Raw genomic sequence first — 24,244 nt, 5'->3', positions numbered from 1 at the left:
GGTTAAAAGAAGTACAATTCGGTGATTCTGTAGATCTCAATGCCAACTCCTAAACAATTAGTGTTTCACTGCAGTTTAATAAGACATGCGATGTAGGGTGCGGCCCTGCCGCACCATAAGGGTGTCGATTCCACATAAACCCTCTTTACACTGCTTGATCTCACATTAGTCTGAATAGAATGAACTCTGTTAACCCGATCGCCAGCTGTTTTCGTTAAAGTTTGGCATGGTGCGGCAGGGCCGCACCCTACAACAGATGAATTAGTTGCGGAGAGTAGTGGGCGTATGCCGCAACAGCCGGGCCATAATATTTCAGCCTGTCTGGTAGTTAAATAATTTAGTGTAGATAGAGCCTGTCTTTTAACGGGTATCGCTTATCAACTATATTGAATATCTATTTCTAAGGGGGCTCGGTATCTGTTGTTCAAAGATACCAAGAAATTATTCTTGCGAGCTTTTATTATAGTCGTGGTTGAGGCGCTCATTTAATGCAATGATCTCTTTTGCGAGCATTTTGTGTCCAGCGAATAGAAGGCCTCGGTGATTCATGAAAGTGCTGTCCACTCTGTTGAGATCCATAGGGTTGCCAAATATATCGCTGGCCACAGCGCCTGCTTCTTGGCAGATAGATGCAGTTGCAGCATAGTCCCATAAACTGCCACCACTTGCGTCGGGACGAGGGTATTTAAAGTAGCAGGTATTTGGCTCTTCAAGAACAGAGCAGGCGTTTGATACTGCGCCTATGTGAAACTCAATTTCAGCGCCTTCAACACCGATTCTATCAGCTATTGTCTCCAGCCCTGATTGGGTCTGCTGTAAGCGGGTGTCTGATTGAAAGCTATAGTCTGTGCGTAGTGTGAGTGGCCGGTTCGTGTCGAGTTGGGGAGGCGTGATGGGGTGATTGTTCTTGAAAGCGCCTTGGTTATGCAGAGCATGGTAGGTTGTTTTCTCTACAGGGTCATATACAACACCGATCAGTGGTGAGCCATTTCGAGCCACCAATGAGATCGAGACAGAAAAGCCTGGTTTGTTGTTGGCAAAAGCCAAAGTGCCATCCATCGGGTCAATGCACCAGAAAGCGGGCTTGTTATGCCTTCTTCCATCATCAGGAGCTTCCTCGGTAAGCAAGGCAAGATCATACTCTTTCAGGCTGGGGAGAAGGCGCTCAAGAATAACCGCTTGTGCTTTATGATCTACATCGGTGATGATCTGTGAAGCCTGACTGGTACCTATTGCTTTTTGGCCAATAGTTATAGCCTGATTGCGATGCTCTGCGATCAATTCACCTGCTGTTCGCGCTGCATCTATTGCCTGTTTGGTAAGATTTTGAAGTTGTTCTCTGCTGAAACTCATTGGCTGATTTGTAGTTGTTTGATCACTTCGTGGGCAAGGCGTTCGCTGTAGCTATGGATTTTCCAGTGTCCAGGACTCCAGCCCTTCAGGAAACGATAGAAATCAGTCCAGGCAACACTGTAGAGAGGACGCCAGGCCTCTTCAACCTCTGAGCCGTCGATTTCAGGCTGGTGAATTGCCAGGGCTTGTTTTAATGCGTTGAAGTAGCTGTCGAGCAGTGTTGATTCCAATTCTTCACATGTCGTTTCATCAAGGCAACTACTGATAAAGTAGGCGATATCTTTCATGCCGCAACCACCACCGACATATTGAAAGTCCACTGCAGCAATTTTGCTTCCTGTATCAGAAAAACAGAAGTTGGCTAACTTGGCATCGCCATGTACAAGGGTTTGGAATGGTGCCTTATTTAATGTTGCATCAAGCATTGAGGCGGCCAGTTTCAGTTCATTATCTTCCATCGCCGCCAACTCATCCGGTCGGGTATCTAAATGCCAATAGCTACCAATCTTCCACAGTCCTTGCGGTTTGCGCCCCATAAAAGTGGCATGGAAATGGGCCAGCCAGTTCAGACAAGTCAGCATCTCTTGTTTACTGACACTGTCTTTTCTCAATGGGAAACCGCTGCTGTCCAGATCCTCCAGTACCATCAGCACCTCATCATCATGGTGTTCTATAGCCAGGCAGTGGGGGATGCGGCAATGGTCGTCACACTCTGTTGCCCAATGTTCATACCAATTGGTCTCAACTTCATAGGAGTGTTGCTTACGTTTATGAGAAAGGTCAGTATTCCAACCGCGCGGATGGTTACTCTGATCAGGCATACGAACATGCTTCACTACTACGCTATTGAGTTCTGAGCCGATCAGTCCATAGCGATCAAGGCTGCCATATCCACTCCATAGAGATTGAATTGTTCCTCCAGGAAAAAGATCGCTGGCGCCAGTGGTACTAAGGATAATATCTCGTATATGTGAATCCATTGATTAGGTCAAACATCTTCGCTACTGGGGAGAGAGGGGTATGGTGTAATTACTCATAATCTAGCAGGATTTGTCTGTGGTAGGAAATTCTATTCGATTACAGCAACAGAAAACTGTCTATCAACATGAACCTGTTCAGTAGCAGGCCCTACTGGCTATAGGATAAAATTATTGCATGTGATGACTCTGAATTATATTTCCCGTAGGCTAATTGTCGTAATCTGTAAACTCTATGGAGAATCACTCTTTGTTTAAGCGAATTGACTATTCCTGCCATGTAAAGTCTTCACACCAGTTCTGTTTAGTGATTGCTCTGCTCTTTGCAGCGCTCTTTGACATGGTTTTACTCTCAGGCCTTCTTGATGCAGCGGGGATCAAAAACGATGACAGAGTGATTCATGTATGGGTGTTTCTGACGCTATTCATAATTACCTACGGTGTGATCTATCTGAGTTATGGTTATCGGATATGGATTGAAACAGATCGACATCATGCTACCAACGCTACGCTGTGGGTAAGGGGAACCCACGGAACAGCTGCTACAGCGATACCAACGGATAGTATCGATAAAGTGATTTCCTCAGCCTACCGGGATTTACCAGAAGATATGTATGCAATGCGCCAGTATGGCCATAGTGGTGAAGGTGTTGTTGTCTACTATACATTAACAGCGATACATGGTGATGGCAGTGGCCAGCAGCGTCGTATCTGGTTTCCTTTGAGCGATAAGGAAAAGCTCAAACATTGGTTCGATATTCTGTGATTGAGAGATTGATGGTGTACGATCTATTAGAGAGTTTTTTCTCAAAGTAACTTACAGCTATGCCATTAACTTAGATCACTATCTTGTTAACGAATTAATTTTGTTTAATTCTCAATATCGAGTGAGGTTTGAGATAAAAAGCATTAGCCGCACAGGATGAGGGGCTGCAACTACTTCCATAGAAAAAAGAGTTAATAGGTTCTCGCGCTTTTAAAGCGATGTTTATTTCCCTCGTATTAAGTATTGAAACGTAACAGGTAAAATCCATCAATCCTTATTGTTCCGATATTTGATGCGGATGATGGTGTTGATGAACGTCCCCCCCTTCCTCAAGCCATTCTCCCGCAACTAGGAGAGAGGAGTGTATCCTTCGCGCTCAACTTTACTTTTCTGTCAATACCTAACTGCAATAGATCTACTCCCTATGAGTGCAAGTCTCTTATGCTCCAGTCAGGTAGTTATATTACAAACAATATAACACTGATAAATAGGAAAAAAGTGATGGATAGTTGATCTTGGTCAGTCGGCTGTAACCTTAATTGGACATTGGTGTCATGAATATTAGCCATACTTAAAGTTACTAAAGTATCTGTTTAGTGATCAGCCGAAGAGAAGAATTGGAACAAGTATCAGAATATCTGATGATTGATATAGATTTTAGTAATAAAGCAATGGGGGTATGCGAAAGCCATTATTTATTTGCATAAGGTTTTATCGAAAATATCTATGAATAAAACAAAATCAATCCACTAGGGTCTAGATAGAATGACCATAACGATCGCCAGGAGCAAACAGTGGAACATCGCTACTATCCACGCATGAAAGTGTCCCTGGATGTTGATGTCTTCAAAAAAGACAATCATATTGGAAGAATGACAACTAAAGATATCAGTCTTGGAGGGATGAAGCTTCAAAGCGATAGCCTATCTTTGGGACTGAATGGAGTAGTTTTACTGAGAATACTGATTCAAGGTGAGAAATATCTAATAAGTGGTTTTGTAGTTCACAACTCCAAAGAAACAACTGGAATCATGTTTTATGGTATGAGCAGGGATACAACCCGAGCCTATTTCAAACTCCTCAGTGAGTTGGATATACCCCTGCAAAGGGCACTCGTAGAATCAGATATTAGATCTGATTAATTTGAGGTTTGTTCAAGCAAACACTGAGTATTCTGCTTCAAGCCTATTTCTGTGGAATGGACAGCATGGTTTTCAATAACATCACTGAAGTCTGGATAACCAAGCTTCCGCAGTAACCTTTGTTACTTCCAATACCTGCCCTGGAAATAATCCAAAGATCAACACCAGGAGTGAAAACACCATCATGGTAATAAGCTCACGGGGTCGCAGGTCTTGGGCTGTGCGAACCTGGTTGTCGGTGAGTGGCCCATAAAAACATTTTCGATAGCTGTTCAGCAGATAGCCTGCACCGATAATCATTCCGAAGAGTGCTGCCAGTCCGGCGCCTGTGTGGGTGTTCAGTGCGCTGATCAGTATCAGCAACTCTGCAGGGAATCCACTGGTGCCCGGTATGCCGAGTGAGGCGAGTCCAAGGAACATGAAGAAGGCGGCAAGCAGGGGCATGGATTGAGCTGCGCCCCCCAGGTGGATCAGATCGGTTGATCCTAATCGATGATGTAGATAGCCGGTCAACAGAAAGAGTCCGCCGGCGATAATTACAAAATTGTAGAGTTGGAAAACTGCCCCTTGCAGGCCTTGTTGATTAAAAGCGGCTAAGCCCAGTACCACTAAACCGACATGGCTCATGGAGGAGTAGGCGAGCATGCGTCGCAGGTTGGTTTGATTCAGTGCCGCCAAGGCACCATAAAGAATTCCGATTACACCGAGTCCGGCGAGTAACCAGTGGAGTTCCTGTGCCGCTGTCGGTGCCAGGGGGATTGCAAAGCGAATCAATCCGTAAGCGCCAAGTTTTAAACCCACCAGCAGTGCTGCGATAGGAACCGGCCCTTCGAGTGCAACAATCGGTAGCCAGGTGTGGAGTGGGAAGAGGGGTGTTTTGACTGCAAAACCGAACAATAGAAAGAGAAATACAACAGTTTCCAAACCCATGGGTAGTGGGGTGTCGATCAGGGTCAGGTAGTCAAATGAGAGCCCGGCGGGTGGTGTTGCCCCCATGATCTCTGCGTGATTGATCGCCAATACAGTGAATGCCAACAGCAGTGGTATGCCACCAGCCAACATGAACAGGGTGTATTTGGTAGCTGCATAGCGGCGATGGGGACCAATGCCCCACAAGCTGATAAGAAAGTAGAGCGGCGCGAGGGTGAGTTCCCAAAAGAGAAAAAAAGCCAGGGTGTCGATACTCATAAAGACACCGAGTGTGGCCGTGGCAAATAGCAGCAGCAGGCTGAAGTAGACCGGCGTCAGGTTTTGAATGCGATTCCAGGATGCCAGGGTTACAGCAATAAACAGAATAATCGTCAGTGGCAGAAAGGGTGCTGAGATGCCATCGATGCCAAATCTGAAATGGGCATCCACAGCTGGTATCCAGGGGTATTGCTCAACGAACTGAAAATTGCTGCTTTGTGTATCCAGAAGTAGTAGCGCCGAGAGTGCGGGTATCAGAGCCAGGCTCAAAGTTACCAGTGCCGTTACTCTTGGTTTTACCCAAGGCAATAACCATATGGCTATGACACCGACCAGGGGTAATAGCAGTAGCGTGGAGAGCAGCGGCAGGTTCATGAGTGTTTCAATTCGGCCCATAGTGGATGCATCTCAATGGGATGAGTAGAGGGCACTGAGTGCCGACAATGGTTGGTCAATGAGCTTCAGCCATGGCTCGATATAGAATCCTGCACTTAGCAGTACAAGCACCAATGCGCTGACCACAAAGACTTCAGACTTGGACACCGATATTATCTGAAAGGGGCGCACGCCACTGGGGCGTGGGGCAAGAAATGCCCTTTGAAAGGCCCACAACAAAAAGCCGGCAGCGACAACATTTCCCAGTGCTGAAGCGATTGTTACCAGGGCGCCAAATTCATGAATTGCAGATTCGAGAATCAGATGCACTGCATCGAAGCCGGGGGTGCCTGGCATGCCGATGATGGCCAGACCGCCAATGAGAAATGTGATACCTAAAAAGGGCAGGGTATCGAACAGACCGCCCAGGTTTTTCAGCAGTGTGGTTTGGGTTCGGCGATAGAGCAGTCCGGTGGTGAAGACCAGGGCCGCAAGAGCCAGTCCAAAGGTCACTGAGAGGATAACGCTCCCCATAAATGCAGCGTGCTCAAGACTGAACACCCCAAGGATCAGGATGCCGGTGTGTGAGATTACGGCATAGGCCAGCAGACGGCGCAGATTATCCTGCATCATGGCGAGAAAAGCCGCATAGAAAATACCGCAGAGGGCGAATGCAACCACATAGCTGTGCCATTCGATGACTGCTGTTGGCAGTAGTGGCAGCACAAACCGCAATAGTCCATAGATGCCGATTTTTAGACCAAGCAGCAGGGTTGGAGCTACTGCGACATTGCCATGCTCGGCCACCAGGGGTAGCCAGCCATGCAGAGGAAACAGGGGGGTGCGGATGGCAAGACCATAGAACAAAAGGAAAAAGGCGACTGATCTGAAGGTCTCTGAAACCGGTGCCTGGGCCAGTTGAATCAGATCGAAGGCCCAAACCCCCTGATGACTGTCTGCGTAGTTCCATCCCAACAGCAGGGTGCCCGTCACCAGAAGCAGGATACTGATCGACATGAATTGGAAAAAACGCCGCATCGCCATGTCTTTGTCCGGGGAGTTGCCCCAGCGCCAGAGCAGAAAACCGACGACACCGATCTGTATGGCAGAGAGCAGTACGAACATCAGCAGATTGAGGGTGACGAACATGCCCATCAGACAGGCCTGTACGGCAAAGATGCTCATGTAGAGATGGCTGAATGGTTTGAGTTCTCGAACTGTACCGTAGAGGATCACCAACAGGGTCAACAACCCGGTTAGAAGAATAAAGACGACGGATAGTCCATCCACTCCTGAGAGATAGGTCAGTGAGGAGAAGATCTGGGCTGTTTCACTGAACTGCATGCTGCTGATACTGCTGTCATAGTGGCGCCATAGGTCTATCCCCAACAGCAGTTCCAACGAGGCTGCCAGGAGTCCTATTGGGACCAGCAGATTATGCCGACGCAATCCCCACATCACTACAACCGCCACCAGTGGCAGCAATTGCAGCAGGGTAAGAATTGGATAGCCGATTTGGTTCGACCAGTGGATGGTATCTATAGTCACCCCAGGCCCCCTTAGAGTATTACCGCAAAGGTCGCCATGACCAGAAGAAACAGATAGCGAGGTTCAGCCAGCAGTTGCTCAACTCGTTCCAACTGGGTTCCTATGCGACGCAAGGTTCCCCATAGACTTGCCCCACCTTCACGCAGCACCAGATGAGACTCGAACCAATAGAGTATATCTGCCAACCAGGCCATGATACGCCCGGCAACACCCGTGGCTTGATTTACGCCCTCTGTACCGTTTGTCTCATCACGTTGCATCGCTTGCCATTGACTCAGCGAAGAGACGCTGCGGGAGTAGACAGGGAGTCCAACCAGTCGGGTTACCACCTGCTCATCGAAAAACTGAACATCCCGTGCCAGGGAGTTTGTTGGCCTGACCAGTAGTACATCTGCCAGGGGATCGAGCCAGAATCGCTGTAATGATGCTCGATGCAGCCAGCTGTGATGTGCCAGCCATGAAGGGACGGGCGGGGTTGCCTGATCTATCTGATTCACCAATCCAGGGGAGGCAAGAAACTGGAATGCGCGCCATATGGCATGCAGTGCCAGGTGCCAGGCAGCCAGGGTAAACCAACCCATGCCACACCAGAAGAACATCCAGCCGACCTGAGTGGTTGTGGCGAACATCAGAGAGCTTTTGATATCGGTCTGACTCAGCCCGGAGAGCCAGCCGTAGGCGACCGTAAGTAATCCAAGCAGAGCCAGCAGGATCATGATTACTGGCGCCTGTTCAAGTAGCGGTGCGAGACGAATCATCAGTATCACACCGGCGTGTACCATCAGTGAGCCGTAGAAAATAGCGGATGTTGGGGTTGGGCCTTCGAGGGCTCTGGAGATCCAGGGAGAGAAGGGCAACTGGGCCGACTTGGCCAGGGCTGCGATGCTGAAGCCTGCCACCACTGCACCGGCCGCCAGGGTATCCAGTTCACTGCCGTGGTGCGCAATCTCAGGCCATTCAACACTGCCAAGCCAGTAGAGGGAGAGGGCGATTCCGAGGATGAAACCTGCATCGCCAATGCGATTGGTGACAAATACGCGCACCGCATTCTTGGTGGCAGTGGTTCGGTCGATGGCATAGCCGATCAGCAGATATGAAGTGACTCCGGCAATCTCCCAGCCGACGAAAGCCAGTACTGCATTACCAGCAATAACAATTAGTGACATGGCACCGGAGAAGAGGCTGAGGAGTATAAACAGACGCTGGAAGCCCGGTTCACGGTGTAGATAGTTGACTGAAAATTTCAGCGTCAAGAGAGCAATCAGGGTTACAACAGGAAGCAGTGAAAGACCCAGTGTATCGAGGCTGAAACTGATCGACAGCTTGACTTCGCCACTCTGGAACCACTCTCCAAAGGTGATCTGTCCAGGCGCGCCTTGCCAGAGGGCGAAGGCGGCTAATAACAGGCTGGCCAGGAATGAGATTGTTGCCCCAGCCAAGGCAACATGAGCAGTCTGATGTTCTCCCTGTTCACCACGATTACTATTCAGGATATAACCCAGACTGATCAGGCCGGCGGCCAACCAGTAGGCGAGAGGTACTATCAAAACAGCTTGTTCAACCATGGGCGCCCCCCTCTGCATGGGGTTCAATCAGAGCGGGAGAGATGGCTCCTGAATGACCGAGATACCACGCATCGGACCGTGCTACTTTGGCAACAGCTCTCTCATCCTCTGGTTGCCAGGGCACCCATCCCTGCTGAGGATTAAAGATATTCATTTCACCGTTCTCTGGATGCAGAGATACCAACTGCACCCAGGCATTCCCCACCAACTCCTGCACTGGGGGTTGTCGTTTGTAGATCATTGTCAGAATATCTGTTGTGGCTTCGACCACGACCAACAATCGCATGGCTTCATGTATCTCGATCATTTGACGGGGAAGACCCGTTCTAAGATCAGAGCTGGCACCCTCCATAACACCCAGAAAACCGGTTACGTTGTGGGTTACCTTGGAGCCTGATCCATACAGCTCATTGTCAACGGTAGAGAAGTAGTATTCGAGGCTGATGCCGGCGCCAACGGCACCATTGATAAGTAGGTGGCGCTCCAGTATTTCACCCTCCGGATCCTGGGAGGCATCATAGGAGATGAGAAATGAGCGTCGGTCGAAAAATGCGCCACGACTGATACTGCGTCGACCGAAAAATGCACAGGCATTGGTTGCATGGCCCAACTCCGGACGAGCTTGGGAGAAGTCGTTTGCACGGGCGTTAACATGCTTCAAGGCCTGTTGTGGGCTTAGCTTATCTGAAGCAGAGGCAAAACGGCGGCAGCGCTCCTGGGCGTGTCGTTGGCAGGCCAGTTGTATTGCCTGGTCAAGCTTTTCGAGTTCCGGCTGCAGATTATCTGGAACCAGATCAAGGTCATACCAGAGGATGTGGTCACTGCAGGTATCGTGTTCGGCTCCGATGAACCAGCATCCCTCTGGAATATGAATGTCTCGCTCGGTGAGCAGCGTACGAACCTCGGGTCGGTTGGCCATGGCAGCGACCAGGCGGGCATTGGGACCGCTGAATCGACCAGAGCAGGCACCGCAGTTGTAGGCCGAAGTATGGGGGTTGTTCTGATTCAGAGAGCCATGTCCGAGGATGGTGACAATCGAGGAGAAGTCACCTGTAAGGCCTGTGGCGCGTAGTAGTGTTTCTACCCGATCAGCCTGTTCCACATCGGTAAAACCCTGGCGAGGGTTTTCGATGGTTGCTTCTGCGCTGTCATTAGGTGCGACAAAATCGATACGGGTGGTTGGCTCTTTTTCATACCCTTTTCTCAACCGTTGTTGCAACTCGCCGAACAGACCTGGGGCGACAATTTTACCAATTAATACAGGGATGGTTATTGGTGCTGCGAGGGCTGAGATTAAACCCGGCAGGAATAGACCCCGACGGGTCATCTGCAGTAACCGTTGATGACCCTGCTTGCGAAAGTTGTGACGCTGCCGATGTTCTGTTCCCAGGTCTGCCATCTCTTTTGCCGGCTCTTCACAAACCTGGTGAACAGGTATCACTGGTGCAGGAATGACTGGAGAGAGCGGGCTGCTCTTCTTATCATCCAGCCCTTTCCAGTTATGCGGGACATTGAAATGGGCCGCGGCCCCAAGGGTTTCTACTTCCGGATAGATCTCCTCTAGATGTCGGCGGATACCTTCCTCCCGGTCATCCATACAGAAGATCAGTTGCGCAGCAGGTATCTGTTTACGATCCGGCCAGGCGCCACGCCCATGATTTTGTGCCAGGGCTGTGAGTATTTTATCCCGATACTGTTTTTCATAGGCGCGTAACCATAGATAGCCCTGGCGATCCTCATCCAGGCGCTGCAGAGTGTCAAAAATTGTTTGCACCTGTTCGAATGAGAGTTGGCGCACTTCGGCACCACATAAACCCAGGTGCTGGGCAAGCTGAAATAGTGGCCAGGCACCATCACAGAGGGTTGGGTGATGGCTTGTCTCGGACTGTCCGCTACTCAAACGCCAGGTCCAGATCAGCTGGGCAAGGTGTTTCCAGCGGGTTGAGCTGGCCAATGCTTCTTCCTGTTCCGGAGCATGTAGAGCCCGTTGAGCGCGACTGGCAATATACTCTGGCAAGCGGCTGTTGAAGAGCGCATCCCTGACGGTGAATTCATCGGTTTGATGCCTGAAATACCAGCGCAGCATGTCGAGGCTGGATTCAATTTGGAAATGCTGGGCACAGAGGTTATGGGCAAAAACTCTCTCCAGTACCAGGCGAACCGCGAGGTAGTCGATGATATCGATTTTCGCAGTGAGGTCTTCATAATCCGGGTGGTTGTGTCGCCATAGCACCATTCCTGACCAGCCTGGCAGCTCCAGTGCCAGACTCTCCAGGTAGCCCACCCAATACTTTCGATCAAGACCCATGCGATAGAGTTCGCTGATGATAGTTTCCAGGGGATCACTATCAAGCAGTTCGAAATGTTGTTCCCAGGCTTCGATGCCCATGAGATGCCAGCTGGGATCAGTTGCAGCCTGTTTTAGCCAGAAGTGGTAGAAACCACCGGCCTCAAAATCGGGCTGCCAGCTGGATACGCCCTGATCGAGAAAATTGGACAATCCTCTGATCAGCTGAGGTCGGATCTGTTCCAGCAGATCCTGACCCGTCAGGGAGAGCAGCAGATCGCGCATTGTTTTACCCTGACCAAGTTGATCCATCTGCTCAGCCAATCTTTCATGGGCTACGTTTTGCATCAATTGAGAGACGCTATCGGGGGATTCCTGGCTACTGCTTGCACCCTCAAGCAGATCATTCAGCAGGCTCTCTGCCAGTTCAGGGGCCAAGTCGAATAGCTCTTCAGGATGAGTAGGATCATAAGTGATATTCAGCACAGAGAGACAGGCGGCCCATAGGTCTTCAACACTCGCTGATTCGTCCGTTAAGCCCTCAGTGGTTGCATCATTGAGAAGTTGCTTACGGGCAGTTTCAGGTAGCTCTGGGTTGAGCTTGTGTAGTGCATCTGTCTCTTCGATCTGCCAGTTGAGCTGACAGCTTGAAACACTCAGCGGAGGCATGGTCAATGCCGCGAGATAGAGATCACTGCATTTCAACTCATAGCGGCCGGTCTTTGCCAGAATCTGGTTTGGCTGTAACTCGGTCTCTTCTTCAATACACGCTTTCAAGTCATTGAGATTTATTCGCCCCTGACGGAGTAGCTTCTGATACTGCTGCAGTGGGAGGTAGCCCCTTGCGCCGGTGAGTCGACGGGCTGTCGCTAAGGCTTCCGGAAAGGGGAGGTGTTGATATCCGTGTAGTGTATTGTGGTGGACGAAATCCCGTATTGGCGCCTGACTTGGCAGGCTGTGATCCAGATGCTCAACGGCTTCTCTGATTTGCTGACGGATATCTTGGCTTTGTGCTTGTTGCATACCGTCCCTCACAATTTGAATAATTCAGAGAGCTGGGTTGCTGAGGCATTAACCAGATTCAACACAGGAGTCGGCAGGAAACCGAACAGCAGGGTAAAGGCTGCCAGGGTACCTGCTGCGAGCAGTTCGGATGGTCTTAGATCCTGGACATCCTGCATGTCTGGACGTACTGGACCGGTAAACAGGTAACTGATAGTGCGTACAGCGTAGGCTGCACTAAGCAGTACCCCAAGGGTCAGTAGTGCTGCCCCCCAGCCCCAACGGGAAAAAGCGCCTATTAAGGTATTCAATTCTGCTACAAACCCCGCTGTTCCCGGTAGGGAGACTGCGGCGATGAATGCGAGTGTGGTAAAAAAGGCAAACCTGGGCATTACCCTGACCAGAGAGCTGTAGTCCATGACATTTCTGGTATGGGTTCTTTCGTAGAGCAGTCCGATTAACAGAAACAGTGATCCTGCGACGAGGCCGTGGGCCACCATCTGCATCAATGCACCATGCAGTCCGGCAAGATTCAGGGCTGCAATGCCAAGAAGAACAACCCCCATGTGACTGATTGATGAGTAAGCGATCATAGCTTTGAGGTCACTGTGTCGCCAGGCGAGCAGGCCACCATAAATCAGACTGATAAATGCGAGCATGGCGAGAACTTCCTGAAGTGCCATCACCGCTTCAGGCAGCATACCTGCTGCACGGATCAACCCATAGGAACCCATCTTGAGTAAGATGCCTGAAAGTAGAATCGATACCGGGCTGGGGGCCTCCACATGAGCCAGCGGTAACCAGCCGTGGAGTGGGAAGATCGGCATTTTGACGCCAAAACCGATTAACAACCCCAGAAAAATCAGTATCTGGGTTTGTTGGGGAAGCAGGCGGCTGCTTTCGCTCATGTCTGCCATGGCAAAACTGTGGCCAGGTGCAGAATCGAACAAAACCAGCAGACTGATCAGCATGAACACCGATCCACCCATCGTATAGAGCACGAAGTTCAAGGCGGCACCATGACGGTTCTGACCACCCCATCGGTCGATCAGGAAAAACAGCGGAATCAGGGTCAGTTCCCAGAAGACATAGAACAGTGACCAGTCCTGAGCCAGAAATACACCGAGCATTGCTGATTCCAGAAGCAGGATCAGAATATAGTAGCCTTTGACACTCTGGCGGATAGAGCTGGAAGCGAGCAGAGCAACAAAACTCAGTAGCGTGGCGAGCAGCACCATGGGGTATGAAAAACCGTCCAGCCCCAGGGTGAAGGTCGTACCAAGCCTGGTATTCCACTCAGTTTGATGGATAAATTGAATACCGGCCTGGTTGTGGTCGAAGGCAGATAAGTAGGACCAGGCCAGCGCCATCGTGGCACCTGAGGCTATCAATGCTGTTATGCGAATCAGTCGCGATTGCTCTCGCGGCATTACCAGCAGGGTAACCACACCAATAAATGGTATCAGCATCAGATAGATGAGGTTAGGCATGAGCACCTGCCAGCTGACTCAGCGTCAGATATCTGCGCCAGTCATGGGACGAACTCAAGCTCATCAACTTCTATCAGCAGCGACCGGAGACCTCAGTGGACAGGTGGTGCGGTCGTAACTGTCACCCAGTTCATCCCAGACATGGTTGAGCGCCAGGCCAATACGGGAGTGGAAAGTGGTGTCGCCCATTTTGTCTTTCAGGCCGGTACGGCGGATAGTGTCCATGAACTGCTTCTTCATCCTGGCCACAATCAGGGTGATACCCTGAGCCTGCAGTCGCTCCCAAAGATGGTGCAGCACTTCCTCGCCGGTGGCATCGATCTGGTTGATGCCTTCTCCATCGAGAATAATGTATTTGAGCTTTGGATTTTCAGCCACTACGCCGAGAATTTTGGTTTCAAAATAGCCGGCACTGGCAAAGTAGAGGGAGCCATCGAATCTCACAATGGAAATCAGCGGACTGGTTTGAAGCTTGCGTACTCGGATATCCCGCATGGTGCCATCTTTGTAACGGGATAACTGAGCAAAACGGGGACGCATGGTACGCCACAAAAAGAGTCCAAGTGAGAGTAACACTCCGACCATGATGCCTTTGTCGAGATGGGGGGCAAACAGCAGTGTCAGAACAAAGGTCACCACCGCCACGACAGCGTCGTGGGGTTGGGCTTTCCAGGCATGGATGATCGGGCCGACTTTGATCAGGTTAACAACCGCCATGATGATCACCGCCGCCAGAGTGGCCTGTGGCAGATGAAACAGCAGCGGGGTCAAAAAGATCAAGGTGATTGCTACCACCGCCCCGGTGACAATTGAGGAAAACCCGGTGATTGCACCGGCGTTGATATTAACCGCTGAGCGTGAAAAGGAACCTGATACCGGGTATCCCGAGAACATACCGGAGAAGACATTGGAAAGACCCTGGCCAATCAGTTCCTGATTGGCATTGAGACGCTGCCGGGTTTGTGCGGCCATCGCCTTGGCAATAGAGATCGCTTCCATGAAACCGATCAGCGAAATGGTGATGGCTGTCGGGATCAGGGTCCAGATGGTGGTCAGTTCCATGGTTGGAATGGCCAGGCTTGGGAGGCCATCGGGGATGGTTCCTACCACCTTGCCACTCGATTCAGAGAAGTTGGTCAACCAGGCTAATACGGTGGTGACGACCACCGCGATCAACACCCCGGGCAGTGTAGGATAGAAGCGCTTTATGCCCCACATGATGCCAAATGCAATCAACGCGATCAGCAGGGTAGGGTAGTGAGTGCCTTCAAAGGCAGCTAGCATGGTATTCCAGACAGTTTCATAGTGGTGTTCAGATCGATCAGCATGAACCCCAAAAACTTTGCCCAGTTGTGAGGTGGCGATGATCAATGCACCGGCATTGGTAAATCCAACCACTACTGGATGGGAGAGAAAATCGACCAGAACCCCGAGTTTAAACAGGCCCAGAAACATCTGAAATATGCCAACCATCAGCGCCAGGAGCATGGCGTAAGCCAGATAGGTATCAGCTGAAGTGGCGAGGGGTTCGAGTGCAGCAGCGGTCATCAGTGACACTACCGCCACAGGGCCGGTAGCCAGCTGTCTTGAGGAACCGAACAGAGCCGCAACCATTGGTGGTAGAAACGAGGCGTAGAGCCCATAGTAGACAGGTAGTCCGGCCAGTTGGGCATAGGCCATGGATTGAGGCACCAGCACCAGGGCGACAGTGATACCTGCAATAATATCGGCTCGTACCGTGTCTTTGTTTCTAAGTTCGCCGATCCATTGCAGATAAGGTACAAACGCGTGCTTCCAGCCCGCCATCAGACTCAGTACATGATCCCACATTGTTGTTTTCACCCACCTAAATTGCCGCTTACATCTTCATCTGGCGTGATGAGCAGCACCGCGGGTCAATCGATCAAGCCAAGTCGTACCTGGCTTCACTAAATTGCCTTGCTTTTTAGTTATTCACGGATGCGCGATCGTACTGCATTGTAAGCTGTTGTTATACCTTTTCAGTCTAGAAATACTACTACTAGAGCTGATCAAGGTTAATGGAATCACGCTAAAAATGAAAGTGATATTACGATTATCGGTCTCTGCTATTTTAATGAATAGAGGGTATTTTGGTCGGTTATTCCAGGTTTCTTTTTCTTCTCGACAAGGTTGTCTGCTCAATTGGTGACATGAAGGAATGAGTGCTGATGGCCGTGGTGTGAAACCCATTTATATTGAATTCGAGGCGACAACAGGGTTTTTTTGCACCTCCCTGATTGTAAATTTTCTCTCAATTCAGCTCAGAGTTGTAACGTTTTGATGATCTTAATCTTTTCTTAAGAAAACTACCCCATTGCCGTTAAATCGCATACAACATAACAATGATAAATGATTATTAAAGAACTCGGAGAAGTAATGCGATGATCGGCGCTGATTTTTCTATACGTGCGAAGTTGATGACAGTTACGGCTATCGCCTCGGCACTTTTTATTTTCGCGCTCTACTATACCCTTGTTGGCACTGATCGGGTCAGCCAGCATTTCACCAATTTTATCGAGCAGGATCAGAAACGGATTGAGTTACTGAGAACCATGCAGGCTGAGGGTTCACAGGTGGTTATTGCGGCAGCAAAAAAACTTATGGTGCCGGAGCTGGCTCCCCCTGCCAAGGTCGCCGCCAAGGCAGCAGAGCAGTTTAATCGGGCTTTGAAAGGGGCGGAAGTGCTCTATGCCGGAGATTCTGCAGGTCTTGAAAAAGTACGCATGATATCTGAACTCTGGGCCCAATGTGTGCCGAGTGCACTGGCTGTTATCAAACAGGTAGAGGCGGGCAATCTGCAAGATGCCAAGACTCAATTTACCAGCAAGGTACAGAAGAGCTGGGGGAGTATCCGCAAGCAGTTACAACCTCTGATTATTGCAGAGACTGAACGTGTCATTGAGACTCAGCAGGCGGTTAAAGAGGAGGTAGACAATACTTTTATGACCGGTACTGGTCTGGGTATTGTGGCACTCATCTGTGGTCTGTTACTCAATTTTCTGAACAGTCGCAATATTGTACTCAGTATTCACCGAGTTGCAGACAGATTGGAAGAGATTGGCGCAGGAGATGGGGATCTGACAAAACGTCTACCTTTGGAAGGTGGTGTCGAGTTGGAAAGACTTTCAGCTGGCTTTAATCAATTTGCATCGGAGACACAAAGTCTGGTGCGGAAAGTTGCCGAATCCTCCCATCAGATGAATAGTTTTTCATCAGAACTGGCAACTGTTGCGAAAACTTCCAAAGCTACCGCTGACTATCAGGATGATGCGATGAGGCAGGTGGCAACAGCAATGACTGAGATGACGGCCACTGTAAAAAATGTAGCAGAGAGTGCTGCCAGTGCGGCAGCTGCAGCTGAAAATGCTGATCGGCAAGCGGCGGATGGCAGTCATGTGGTTGAGAAGACGCTGCAATCGATTGAAGGTCTCTCCCAAGGGGTTGACCGGGCGAGTGCCGAAATGAAGGCCCTTGAAGAAGAGACAGCCCAGGTCGGTGTTGTGGTGTCGGTGATTAAAGGCATTGCAGAACAGACCAATCTGTTAGCCTTGAACGCAGCTATCGAGGCTGCCAGAGCTGGAGAAATGGGACGCGGTTTTGCAGTGGTTGCAGATGAGGTGAGAACGTTAGCCAGTCGTACCCAGACCTCCACTCGTGAGATCAATGAGATCATCGAGCGATTGCAAGAGGGGGCACGTAAAACTGCCTCAAAGATGGAGGAGCGACGCGATGATGCAATGGAAACACTCAATCAGGCATCTCAGGCAGGCATTGCTTTGAAAGAGATAACAGAGGTTGTGCACAATATCAGGGATATGAATGTTGAGATTGCCAGCGCTGCGGAAGAGCAAGAGGCGGTCTCTTTAGAGATAGAAAAAAATACAGCCAGTGTTGGTGAGTTATCCCAACAGAACAAAACTTCAACTGCACAGACGGAAGCAACAGGATTGGAACTTCATGGGATTTCCACACAGATATCTCAGTTGGTTGGGCGGTTTAAAGTGGACTGATATCAGTTTTGAATCACTGTTGTCCCACAAAATTGATTTGGCCTGTTCAATTCAGATAGTGGTGGTTGGTAATTATCCGAAACTAGTGAATTTCTAATGCCTTATGGTTGGGCCGGGCCCCACTCTGCACAGGGTTAATAGTATTGCGCTCTGATCATCAGAGCAGACTCTACCTCTAACCATCTGCAGGCATATTACGGCTAATCTGCATAGCTGGTGAAGTTCAGTAGTCAATTTTAAAGAGATGAGTGTGCTGTTAGAAGAATTAAAAAGTGTGCCCTCAACTTTTTATGAAGCAATTAACACTCTGAGGGCGTAATAGATCTGTAATTATCACTAAACAATGTTAAGTTTCTGTTAGTTGTAACGCTATATGTTTTGAACTTTTCTGGACGAATATGTTTAGGGGTATTCAGTGAATCTTACATCCTGGGATAAAATTATATCCAATTTCACCATGGTCTTGTTACTTCTTGTTTCCAGCTATGCACATGCTGGCAAGCCCCTTCTGGAGGGTGGCAGGACAGTTGGTGTTGCTGTACTTGCATCAGATGGTACCGTCTGGAGTTGGGGTGAGAATAGTCGTGGGGAGTTGGGTAACAATTTAGCCACTGACAGTGTTATACCAGTTCAGGCTCTCGATATTGCAAATATTGTCGATCTGTCTGTTGGTGATTTCTACTCCTGGACAGCTGCGGCATTAGCGGATGGTACTGTGTGGATTTGGGGTAACGTACTCGGACGAATGACTCAGTATATGCCCTATCAGGTTAGTGGTTTCACTGACATTGTGGATGTGGCTGCCGGGCCATGGCCTATGGCCGCGGTACGTTCTGATGGTACCCTGTGGGAATATGCGCTAAACAGTATATACAATGATGATGAGCCGAGACAGATCGAGGGTGTTACCAATGCGGTTGCTGTCGCTGCATCTCTAAACAATCCTTATGTGTTGTTGAATGATGGTACGGTCTGGACCTGGGAAGAGGTTTCGGTATTTGATGATAGTTTGGGACGTTCTGTAATGGTCGATGAACTGACTCAAATTGAAGGCCTGGTCGACATCGTGCAGATTGATGGTGGATACAATCATGCACTAGCTCTGCGCGCTGACGGCACTTTGTGGGCCTGGGGTGACAACGATTATGGTCAACTGGGTGACGGCACCTTTGAAGATAGTGTAAGTGCCAGACAGGTATTGGAGCTGACCGGCGTATACGATATTTCAGCCGGTAACCGACAGAGTGCAGCGGTGCTTTCTGATGGCACTGTGTGGACATGGGGCCGCTGGAAAGACTATTTGAAAGATTATGCATCCACTCCTGAGCAGGTTTTAGGGTTCACCACTGCTGTACAGGTCTCGACAGGCGATGAATTAGGTGGCCTGGTGATGGATAGTGATGGTGATGTGTTGCAGTATGATGGCTCAACAGTATCAGCAATTCCGGATTCTGATGATATCGGTCTGCTGAATGTTGGGCCTGTAATGGAGTCACAAATTCCCAGCGCATGCAGACCCACTTATTTCATGAATGGAAAATTACGCCTGCCATGCGTTTCACTTGGTGGGGAAAATATCCTCGATGTGGAACTCTCCCTGCAACCGAATAGTGGCCTTCAGTTCTCAGTAGATTCAGTCATTACGAATCCTGTGGCAACACAATCGATGCGGGATTGTACGGTTAACTATGCCAATGGCGATGCAGACATATCTTGCCTGGTTGCCATTGATGTCACGTTAGGGTTGGACAGTCTACTGAATGTTATTTTGACTGTAGTGCCTGATTCAAATCTATTGTTGGATGTTACTCATTTAACTTCCTACTGATCGTTAACTCCGCAGCTATGCTGCGGAGTTAACTCATCTCTTTCTAGCTTATTCCATCGATCATGATGTAAGAGAAAAGATCAACTTCTGTATCAAACCGTGAGGATGGTCGAACCGGTTGTCTCTCTCGCTTCCAATGCCCGATGTGCCTGGGCCGCTTCTGCCAGCGGGTAGCGCTGATTGACTTCAATACGGATTGCTCCGGACTGCACTAATCCAAACAGGGCCGATGCGCTGTCGCGTAAATCCTGGGTATCGGCAGTATAATTCATCAGCGTTGGGCGGGTCAGATAGAGCGAGCCATGTGCAGTGAGTGAACCAAGCTCCACAGGCGGAACCTTACCCGAGGCGTTACCAAAGCTGACCATCATGCCTCTCATGGAGAGGGAGTTCAGGGAGGTCTCCCAGGTATCTTTACCGATGCCATCGTATACCACCGGCACACCACGACCGTCTGTAATCTCCTTGACCCTTGAAGCTACATCTTCATGACGATAGAGGATTGTGTGATCACAGCCATGAGCACGTGCGAGTTCGGCTTTCTCCTCGTTACCCACAGTGCCAATGACTGTTGCCCCCAGGTGTTTCGCCCACTGACAAAAGATCAGGCCAACGCCACCTGCAGCAGCATGAAAGAGTAGAGTTTCACCGGCCTGAACTGGATAGGTACGCTGCAACAGGTATTCGGCAGTCATGCCTTGCAGCATCATCGCAGCTGCCTGTTCAAAGTCTATCTCATCAGGCAACCTGACTAATCGTCCGGCTGGGATGTTACGCACTTCGGCATAAGCACCGAGGGGTGGTGAGGCGTAAGCTACTCGATCACCAGGTTTAAGGTCACTGACATCCTCAGCGACGGCCTCGACAACCCCTGCACCCTCCATTCCCAGGGTGCAGGGTAGTTCAGGCGTGGGATAGATCCCGGTGCGGTGATAGACATCGATGTAGTTCAGGCCCACCGAATGTTGACAAATTTGAACTTCACCCGGCCCAGGAAGGGCAAGTTCAATCTGTTCCCAGCGCATCTGCTCCGGGCCACCATATTTATGGATGCGTATTGCTTTGTGCTTCATCTGCTATCTCGTGCAATTTCAGGTTAAGAAATGGCCAGAAAGGGTCTGACTGAAGGAGAGTGAATCCCAGTACCGATGTTAGTGAGTCTGGATGAAATCGATGACTTGTTGAGAGACTCCCTAGGATAATTGCTCAGGCTTATGAAGGGCAAATCCTTGGGCGTAGTCTACGCCAACTTCCTCAAGGATTTCTGAGATCGCCATGTTATGAACAAACTCTGCGATGGTCTGCATGCCATGCACCTTTGCAACTTCCATGATTGATCTCACCACAGCAAGGTCGCGTTCATCGCTGTCCAGGTTACGCACGAACAGGGCATCAATTTTGAGGAAATCCACTTCCAGTTCACGTAGATAGGCAAAGGAGGATAGACCGGTACCAAAATCATCCAGTGCCACTTTTACACCTAAGTTACGCATCATGCGAATGAAGTACTTAGCTTTGTCAAGACGGTCCATTGTCGCTGTTTCAGTGATTTCGAAGCTAATGCATTTTGGATCAATCTGATATTTATCGAATTGACTGATGACAAATTCGGCCAGATCATCGCTTGAGAGACTCAAGCCTGAGAGATTGATGGCGAAACAGGTATCCTGGAATTGCCCACCCTTAATTTCCTTGAGGTGCCGGCAGGTGTTGCTAATCACCCATCGGTCGATTTCAGGCATCAGATTGAAGCGCTCTGCTGCTGGAATAAACCGATCAGGGGTTAGTATTTGCCCTTGATTATCTCGCATACGCAGCAGAATCTCAGCATGTTCAGGTAACCCTTTTTGCAACGGAACAATACGTTGGTAATAGAGCACAAATCGCTGCTCTCTTAAGGCGTTATTGATCTCTTCGACAGATAGGAATTGTGCACGTTGGGCGCGAAAATATTCGTCGTTGTCCCGATAAATTTCAATGCGGTTTCGGCCGCGATCCTTGGCCGCGTAGCAGGCTTGATCCGCTGCTATCAGTAATTCATCTATGTTCCGCTGGGCATCAGTAATATTGACCATGCCCACAGAAGCGCCAAGCTGAAAGTGATGTCCCTCGTAGCTGTATTGGTGGGCATGAATCGCATCGATCAGTTTGGTTGCCTGGCGATAGGCCTGCTCCTCATCACCCTCCAATATCAGTCCAAACTCATCGCCACCCAGTCGTGCCAGAAAGCCGTTGCTCATGGATTGCCGCATAATTGCGGTGATCTCCTGCAGCAGTTTATCCCCGGCACTATGACCACAGGTGTCATTGACCAGTTTGAATTGATCAAGATCGATGTAGAGAAGGCATTTTGCCTGACCTCCGGTACGCAAGTCGTCGAGGATCTTTTGCAAGCCCACCTCGAAGGCGCGGCGATTGAACAGTCCGGTCAAGTCATCGTGATTGGCCTGATACTCCAAGGCTTCGCGGGCATGATGTTCAAGTGAGATATCCCGAATACTGGAGCGATACCCCAGCGAGTTGCCTTTTTTATCAGCAATCGGTTGCCAGGACATTGCCACCCAAACGACTCGCCCATCCTTTCGCTTGATACGAAACTCCTGATCTTGCCCGGTCTTGCCTTGCATACCCAACCGATGACAACGTTCCACCAGACTGAGATCATCACTAAATATGATTGGTAATGGAAAGTCGGGCATAGTGTAGCACTCCAGCTGGGTATAGCCGGTGACCCGATTTACTGCCGGGTTGACCCATCGCAGATGACCGTCTGCAGCCAACCAATTCTCCCAGCCATAGGTGTAGTCGGCGATGGTGCGGGAACGAAGGTCGCTCTCACGCAGTGCTAGAATTCGGTTCTGAATGGCGTCAGCCATGAGATTAAAGCTCTTACCAAGCTGGGCGATCTCATCCTTTCCCTCTAACTTCAGGCGTATTTCGTAATCCCCGTTAGCGACGCGACCACTCGCATCCATCAACGCAGCCATATGACGGGTGAGCCAATAACCTATAATAGAGAGCAAAATGACTGTGAGAGTTATTCCCGCTAGTGCGATAAGCATTCCCTGAGTGAATAAGGCTTGTTTTGCCTGATGGATATATTCTATTGAGAGTCCGTACTGAACTTGGCCATAATTCTGATCAAATAAATCTACATTAAATCGAACATGGGTGATTTTTCTGCCTTGCGGGTCACGACCGGGTGGAGGTAGTGATATTTCCTGATCCCAGCCACTGGTGGCAAGAAAGCGTCCATTGATATCGGTCACCACCAGATAGAGGACATCATCAGCCTTTCGCCATCCATCCAGAATATCGCGCAGTGTGGCGTAATCCCTTGATGCCAGTGGTACAGCGACCGAGGTCTTATAGGCCAATTCAATCGCCTTGATGCGCGACTCTGTAAGCCGCTCCATCGATGTCTCAATCAAGCGTACGCTGTTGCCCACTAACAGGGCCAGCATAATGATCTCCACCAGAATACTGGTCAGCAGCATCTTGCTTCGAAGAGATAGTCGCCATTGCAAAAACGACTTCATGCTAACAGAGAGCTTTCCGGAAAGAGGGTCGAACCTCTATTGCGCATGTTGAAGAGATTGTTTCTGTAGCCTGTAAATATTTGGTGCCCTTTAGTCATTTTTGCATCAACTCTTTCACGATTGGCACATAGGGGTATAGTTTCTCGATGCCCTCATTGTCTACAGCAATATATCCATGATATCCAGTATTTTTGAAGAAAGCCTCACCCTCTGGTGTGGCGGGAAAGCTGTTTAACGCCTCTAAGATCTGTTGAATCTTCCCCTTGCCCAGACGCTCATGGGTCAGGGTCATCAGATGCGGCATCATTACCTCTGTTGGCATAAACTCGATATGGTCACGAATATCGTTCGGAATCTGCTTTAAAGGCGTGTAGGTGGTTAGCGCTGCATCAAGATCACCTACTGTCACTGCGGCGATTGCTGCACCATGGGTTGGCTTCTCAACCACCGTGAAATCCCTGCCTGCGAGCAGTCCTTGTTCGCGTAACCAGCTCAGTCCACCAATCGCTGAGACCGATAGCTGGTTTGGTAAGCCGATATGTTTACCTTTGAAATCTTCTACTGTTCGAATCTTCGAGCTTTTACGCACCACAAAGATGGGTTGCAGTGTAGTGTTATAGCGCACCAGGGGTATGTATCCAGCTTCAAGACTCATTACCCCGAAGTGGGGGCCTGTGATCAGGAGATCGAACGCCCCGGCCATTGAATCCTGTTGGAAGGCAACATAGTTGGCTGAAGTATAGATATCGATTGACTGGCCCAACTCCTTTTGCAAATGCTGACGCAAAGGCTGATGGGTCTTGATTAAAGCCAAGGTACTGTTAAAAGGCATGATTCCCAAGCGTAGCGGTTGCGACGTTTCTGCAGCCAGATGGGTGCTCCAAGTCGACAATATGAGCAGTAGCAGAGAAAAACGATAAGCCAGGTCAAGCATGGGTGATCTCTGTGACTGATATAAAGAAGAGTTCAACATGGCAGTGTTATCGGCAAGGTTTTGCATTAATTGAGCGGTGTATCTCTCGAATGAGAGCTTACATTAGGCCTGTAACAGGGTTTTTTGCTTCTCTCATAATCTATCTCTATGCAGTCGCTGATCACTTCCTGCGATCTTTTGGCTTAAGCACTATGCTGTAATTGACTGAGTATTCTACGC

At 49.6% G+C, this 24,244-nt stretch carries 15 protein-coding genes; 4 read left to right on the top strand and 11 right to left on the bottom strand.

From position 1 onward, the window contains the following. Window positions 1–441: 441 nt before the first annotated feature. Both AC4IE7_RS03095 and AC4IE7_RS03090 read right to left on the bottom strand, forming a co-directional pair. On the bottom strand, window positions 442–1,353 hold the full coding sequence (locus tag AC4IE7_RS03095; RefSeq protein ID WP_490775340.1) for a 3'(2'),5'-bisphosphate nucleotidase CysQ family protein: 912 nt from the start codon (window positions 1,351–1,353) through the stop codon (window positions 442–444). After that, window positions 1,350–2,333, bottom strand: coding sequence for a phosphotransferase (locus tag AC4IE7_RS03090; RefSeq protein WP_490775339.1), 984 nt, complete (start codon window positions 2,331–2,333; stop codon window positions 1,350–1,352). The genes AC4IE7_RS03095 and AC4IE7_RS03090 overlap by 4 nt, the downstream gene beginning before the upstream one ends. 247 nt (window positions 2,334–2,580) lie before the next feature. Between AC4IE7_RS03090 and AC4IE7_RS03085 the strand changes: the two genes are divergently transcribed. Together AC4IE7_RS03085 and AC4IE7_RS03080 are read left to right on the top strand one after the other, a co-directional pair. Further along, a complete protein-coding gene (locus AC4IE7_RS03085; RefSeq protein WP_490775338.1) occupies window positions 2,581–3,096 on the top strand; it encodes a hypothetical protein in 516 nt (171 codons plus the stop codon). Window positions 3,097–3,890: 794 nt separating this feature from the next. Further along, window positions 3,891–4,238 (top strand): PilZ domain-containing protein, encoded by a 348-nt coding sequence (locus AC4IE7_RS03080; RefSeq protein WP_490775337.1) that lies wholly within the window; start codon window positions 3,891–3,893, stop codon window positions 4,236–4,238. Window positions 4,239–4,319: 81 nt separating this feature from the next. Here the strand turns inward: AC4IE7_RS03080 and AC4IE7_RS03075 are convergent, their stop codons facing one another. The 6 genes from AC4IE7_RS03075 to AC4IE7_RS03050 all read right to left on the bottom strand — a co-directional run bounded on the left by AC4IE7_RS03075 (window position 4,320) and on the right by AC4IE7_RS03050 (window position 15,523). Then, window positions 4,320–5,822, bottom strand: a complete 1,503-nt coding sequence (locus AC4IE7_RS03075) for a complex I subunit 4 family protein (protein ID WP_490775336.1) — start codon at window positions 5,820–5,822, stop codon at window positions 4,320–4,322. 12 nt (window positions 5,823–5,834) lie between these two features. Next, window positions 5,835–7,349, bottom strand: coding sequence for a complex I subunit 4 family protein (locus AC4IE7_RS03070; protein WP_490775335.1), 1,515 nt, complete (start codon window positions 7,347–7,349; stop codon window positions 5,835–5,837). Between the two features lie 11 nt (window positions 7,350–7,360). Then, the gene (locus tag AC4IE7_RS03065) at window positions 7,361–8,914 is read right to left on the bottom strand and encodes a proton-conducting transporter transmembrane domain-containing protein (RefSeq protein ID WP_490775334.1); all 1,554 of its coding nucleotides are present in this window, start codon (window positions 8,912–8,914) and stop codon (window positions 7,361–7,363) included. Further along, window positions 8,907–12,224 carry a DUF2309 domain-containing protein gene (locus AC4IE7_RS03060; protein ID WP_490775333.1) on the bottom strand — a complete coding sequence of 1,106 codons (3,318 nt, stop codon included), beginning with the start codon at window positions 12,222–12,224 and terminating at the stop codon, window positions 8,907–8,909. Before AC4IE7_RS03060 ends, AC4IE7_RS03065 begins: the two co-directional genes overlap by 8 nt. An 8-nt stretch (window positions 12,225–12,232) precedes the next feature. Beyond that, window positions 12,233–13,693, bottom strand: a complete 1,461-nt coding sequence (locus AC4IE7_RS03055) for a complex I subunit 4 family protein (protein WP_490775332.1) — start codon at window positions 13,691–13,693, stop codon at window positions 12,233–12,235. Window positions 13,694–13,756: 63 nt separating this feature from the next. Next, window positions 13,757–15,523: a SulP family inorganic anion transporter gene (locus AC4IE7_RS03050; protein ID WP_490775331.1), complete on the bottom strand. Its 1,767-nt coding sequence runs from the start codon at window positions 15,521–15,523 to the stop codon at window positions 13,757–13,759. A gap of 572 nt (window positions 15,524–16,095) precedes the next feature. On the opposite strand from AC4IE7_RS03050, the gene AC4IE7_RS03045 reads away from it, so the two are divergent. Together AC4IE7_RS03045 and AC4IE7_RS03040 are read left to right on the top strand one after the other, a co-directional pair. Beyond that, on the top strand, window positions 16,096–17,724 hold the full coding sequence (locus tag AC4IE7_RS03045; RefSeq protein ID WP_490775330.1) for a methyl-accepting chemotaxis protein: 1,629 nt from the start codon (window positions 16,096–16,098) through the stop codon (window positions 17,722–17,724). Between the two features lie 415 nt (window positions 17,725–18,139). Beyond that, window positions 18,140–19,552 carry an RCC1 domain-containing protein gene (locus AC4IE7_RS03040; RefSeq protein ID WP_490775329.1) on the top strand — a complete coding sequence of 471 codons (1,413 nt, stop codon included), beginning with the start codon at window positions 18,140–18,142 and terminating at the stop codon, window positions 19,550–19,552. A gap of 92 nt (window positions 19,553–19,644) precedes the next feature. Here AC4IE7_RS03040 and AC4IE7_RS03035 read toward each other — a convergent pair whose 3' ends face one another. The 3 genes from AC4IE7_RS03035 to AC4IE7_RS03025 all read right to left on the bottom strand — a co-directional run bounded on the left by AC4IE7_RS03035 (window position 19,645) and on the right by AC4IE7_RS03025 (window position 24,025). Beyond that, a complete protein-coding gene (locus AC4IE7_RS03035) occupies window positions 19,645–20,625 on the bottom strand; it encodes a quinone oxidoreductase family protein (protein ID WP_490775328.1) in 981 nt (326 codons plus the stop codon). Window positions 20,626–20,745: 120 nt separating this feature from the next. Beyond that, window positions 20,746–23,091, bottom strand: coding sequence for an EAL domain-containing protein (locus AC4IE7_RS03030; protein WP_490775327.1), 2,346 nt, complete (start codon window positions 23,089–23,091; stop codon window positions 20,746–20,748). A gap of 94 nt (window positions 23,092–23,185) precedes the next feature. Further along, window positions 23,186–24,025 (bottom strand): phosphate/phosphite/phosphonate ABC transporter substrate-binding protein, encoded by an 840-nt coding sequence (locus tag AC4IE7_RS03025; RefSeq protein ID WP_490775326.1) that lies wholly within the window; start codon window positions 24,023–24,025, stop codon window positions 23,186–23,188. Window positions 24,026–24,244 lie beyond the last annotated feature (219 nt).

The sequence above is a fragment of the Candidatus Thiodiazotropha sp. AKAK3 genome, from assembly GCF_058244645.1.
Note: the sequence above shows the minus strand (reverse complement) of the source record. Positions and strands in the feature narration are given on the sequence as shown.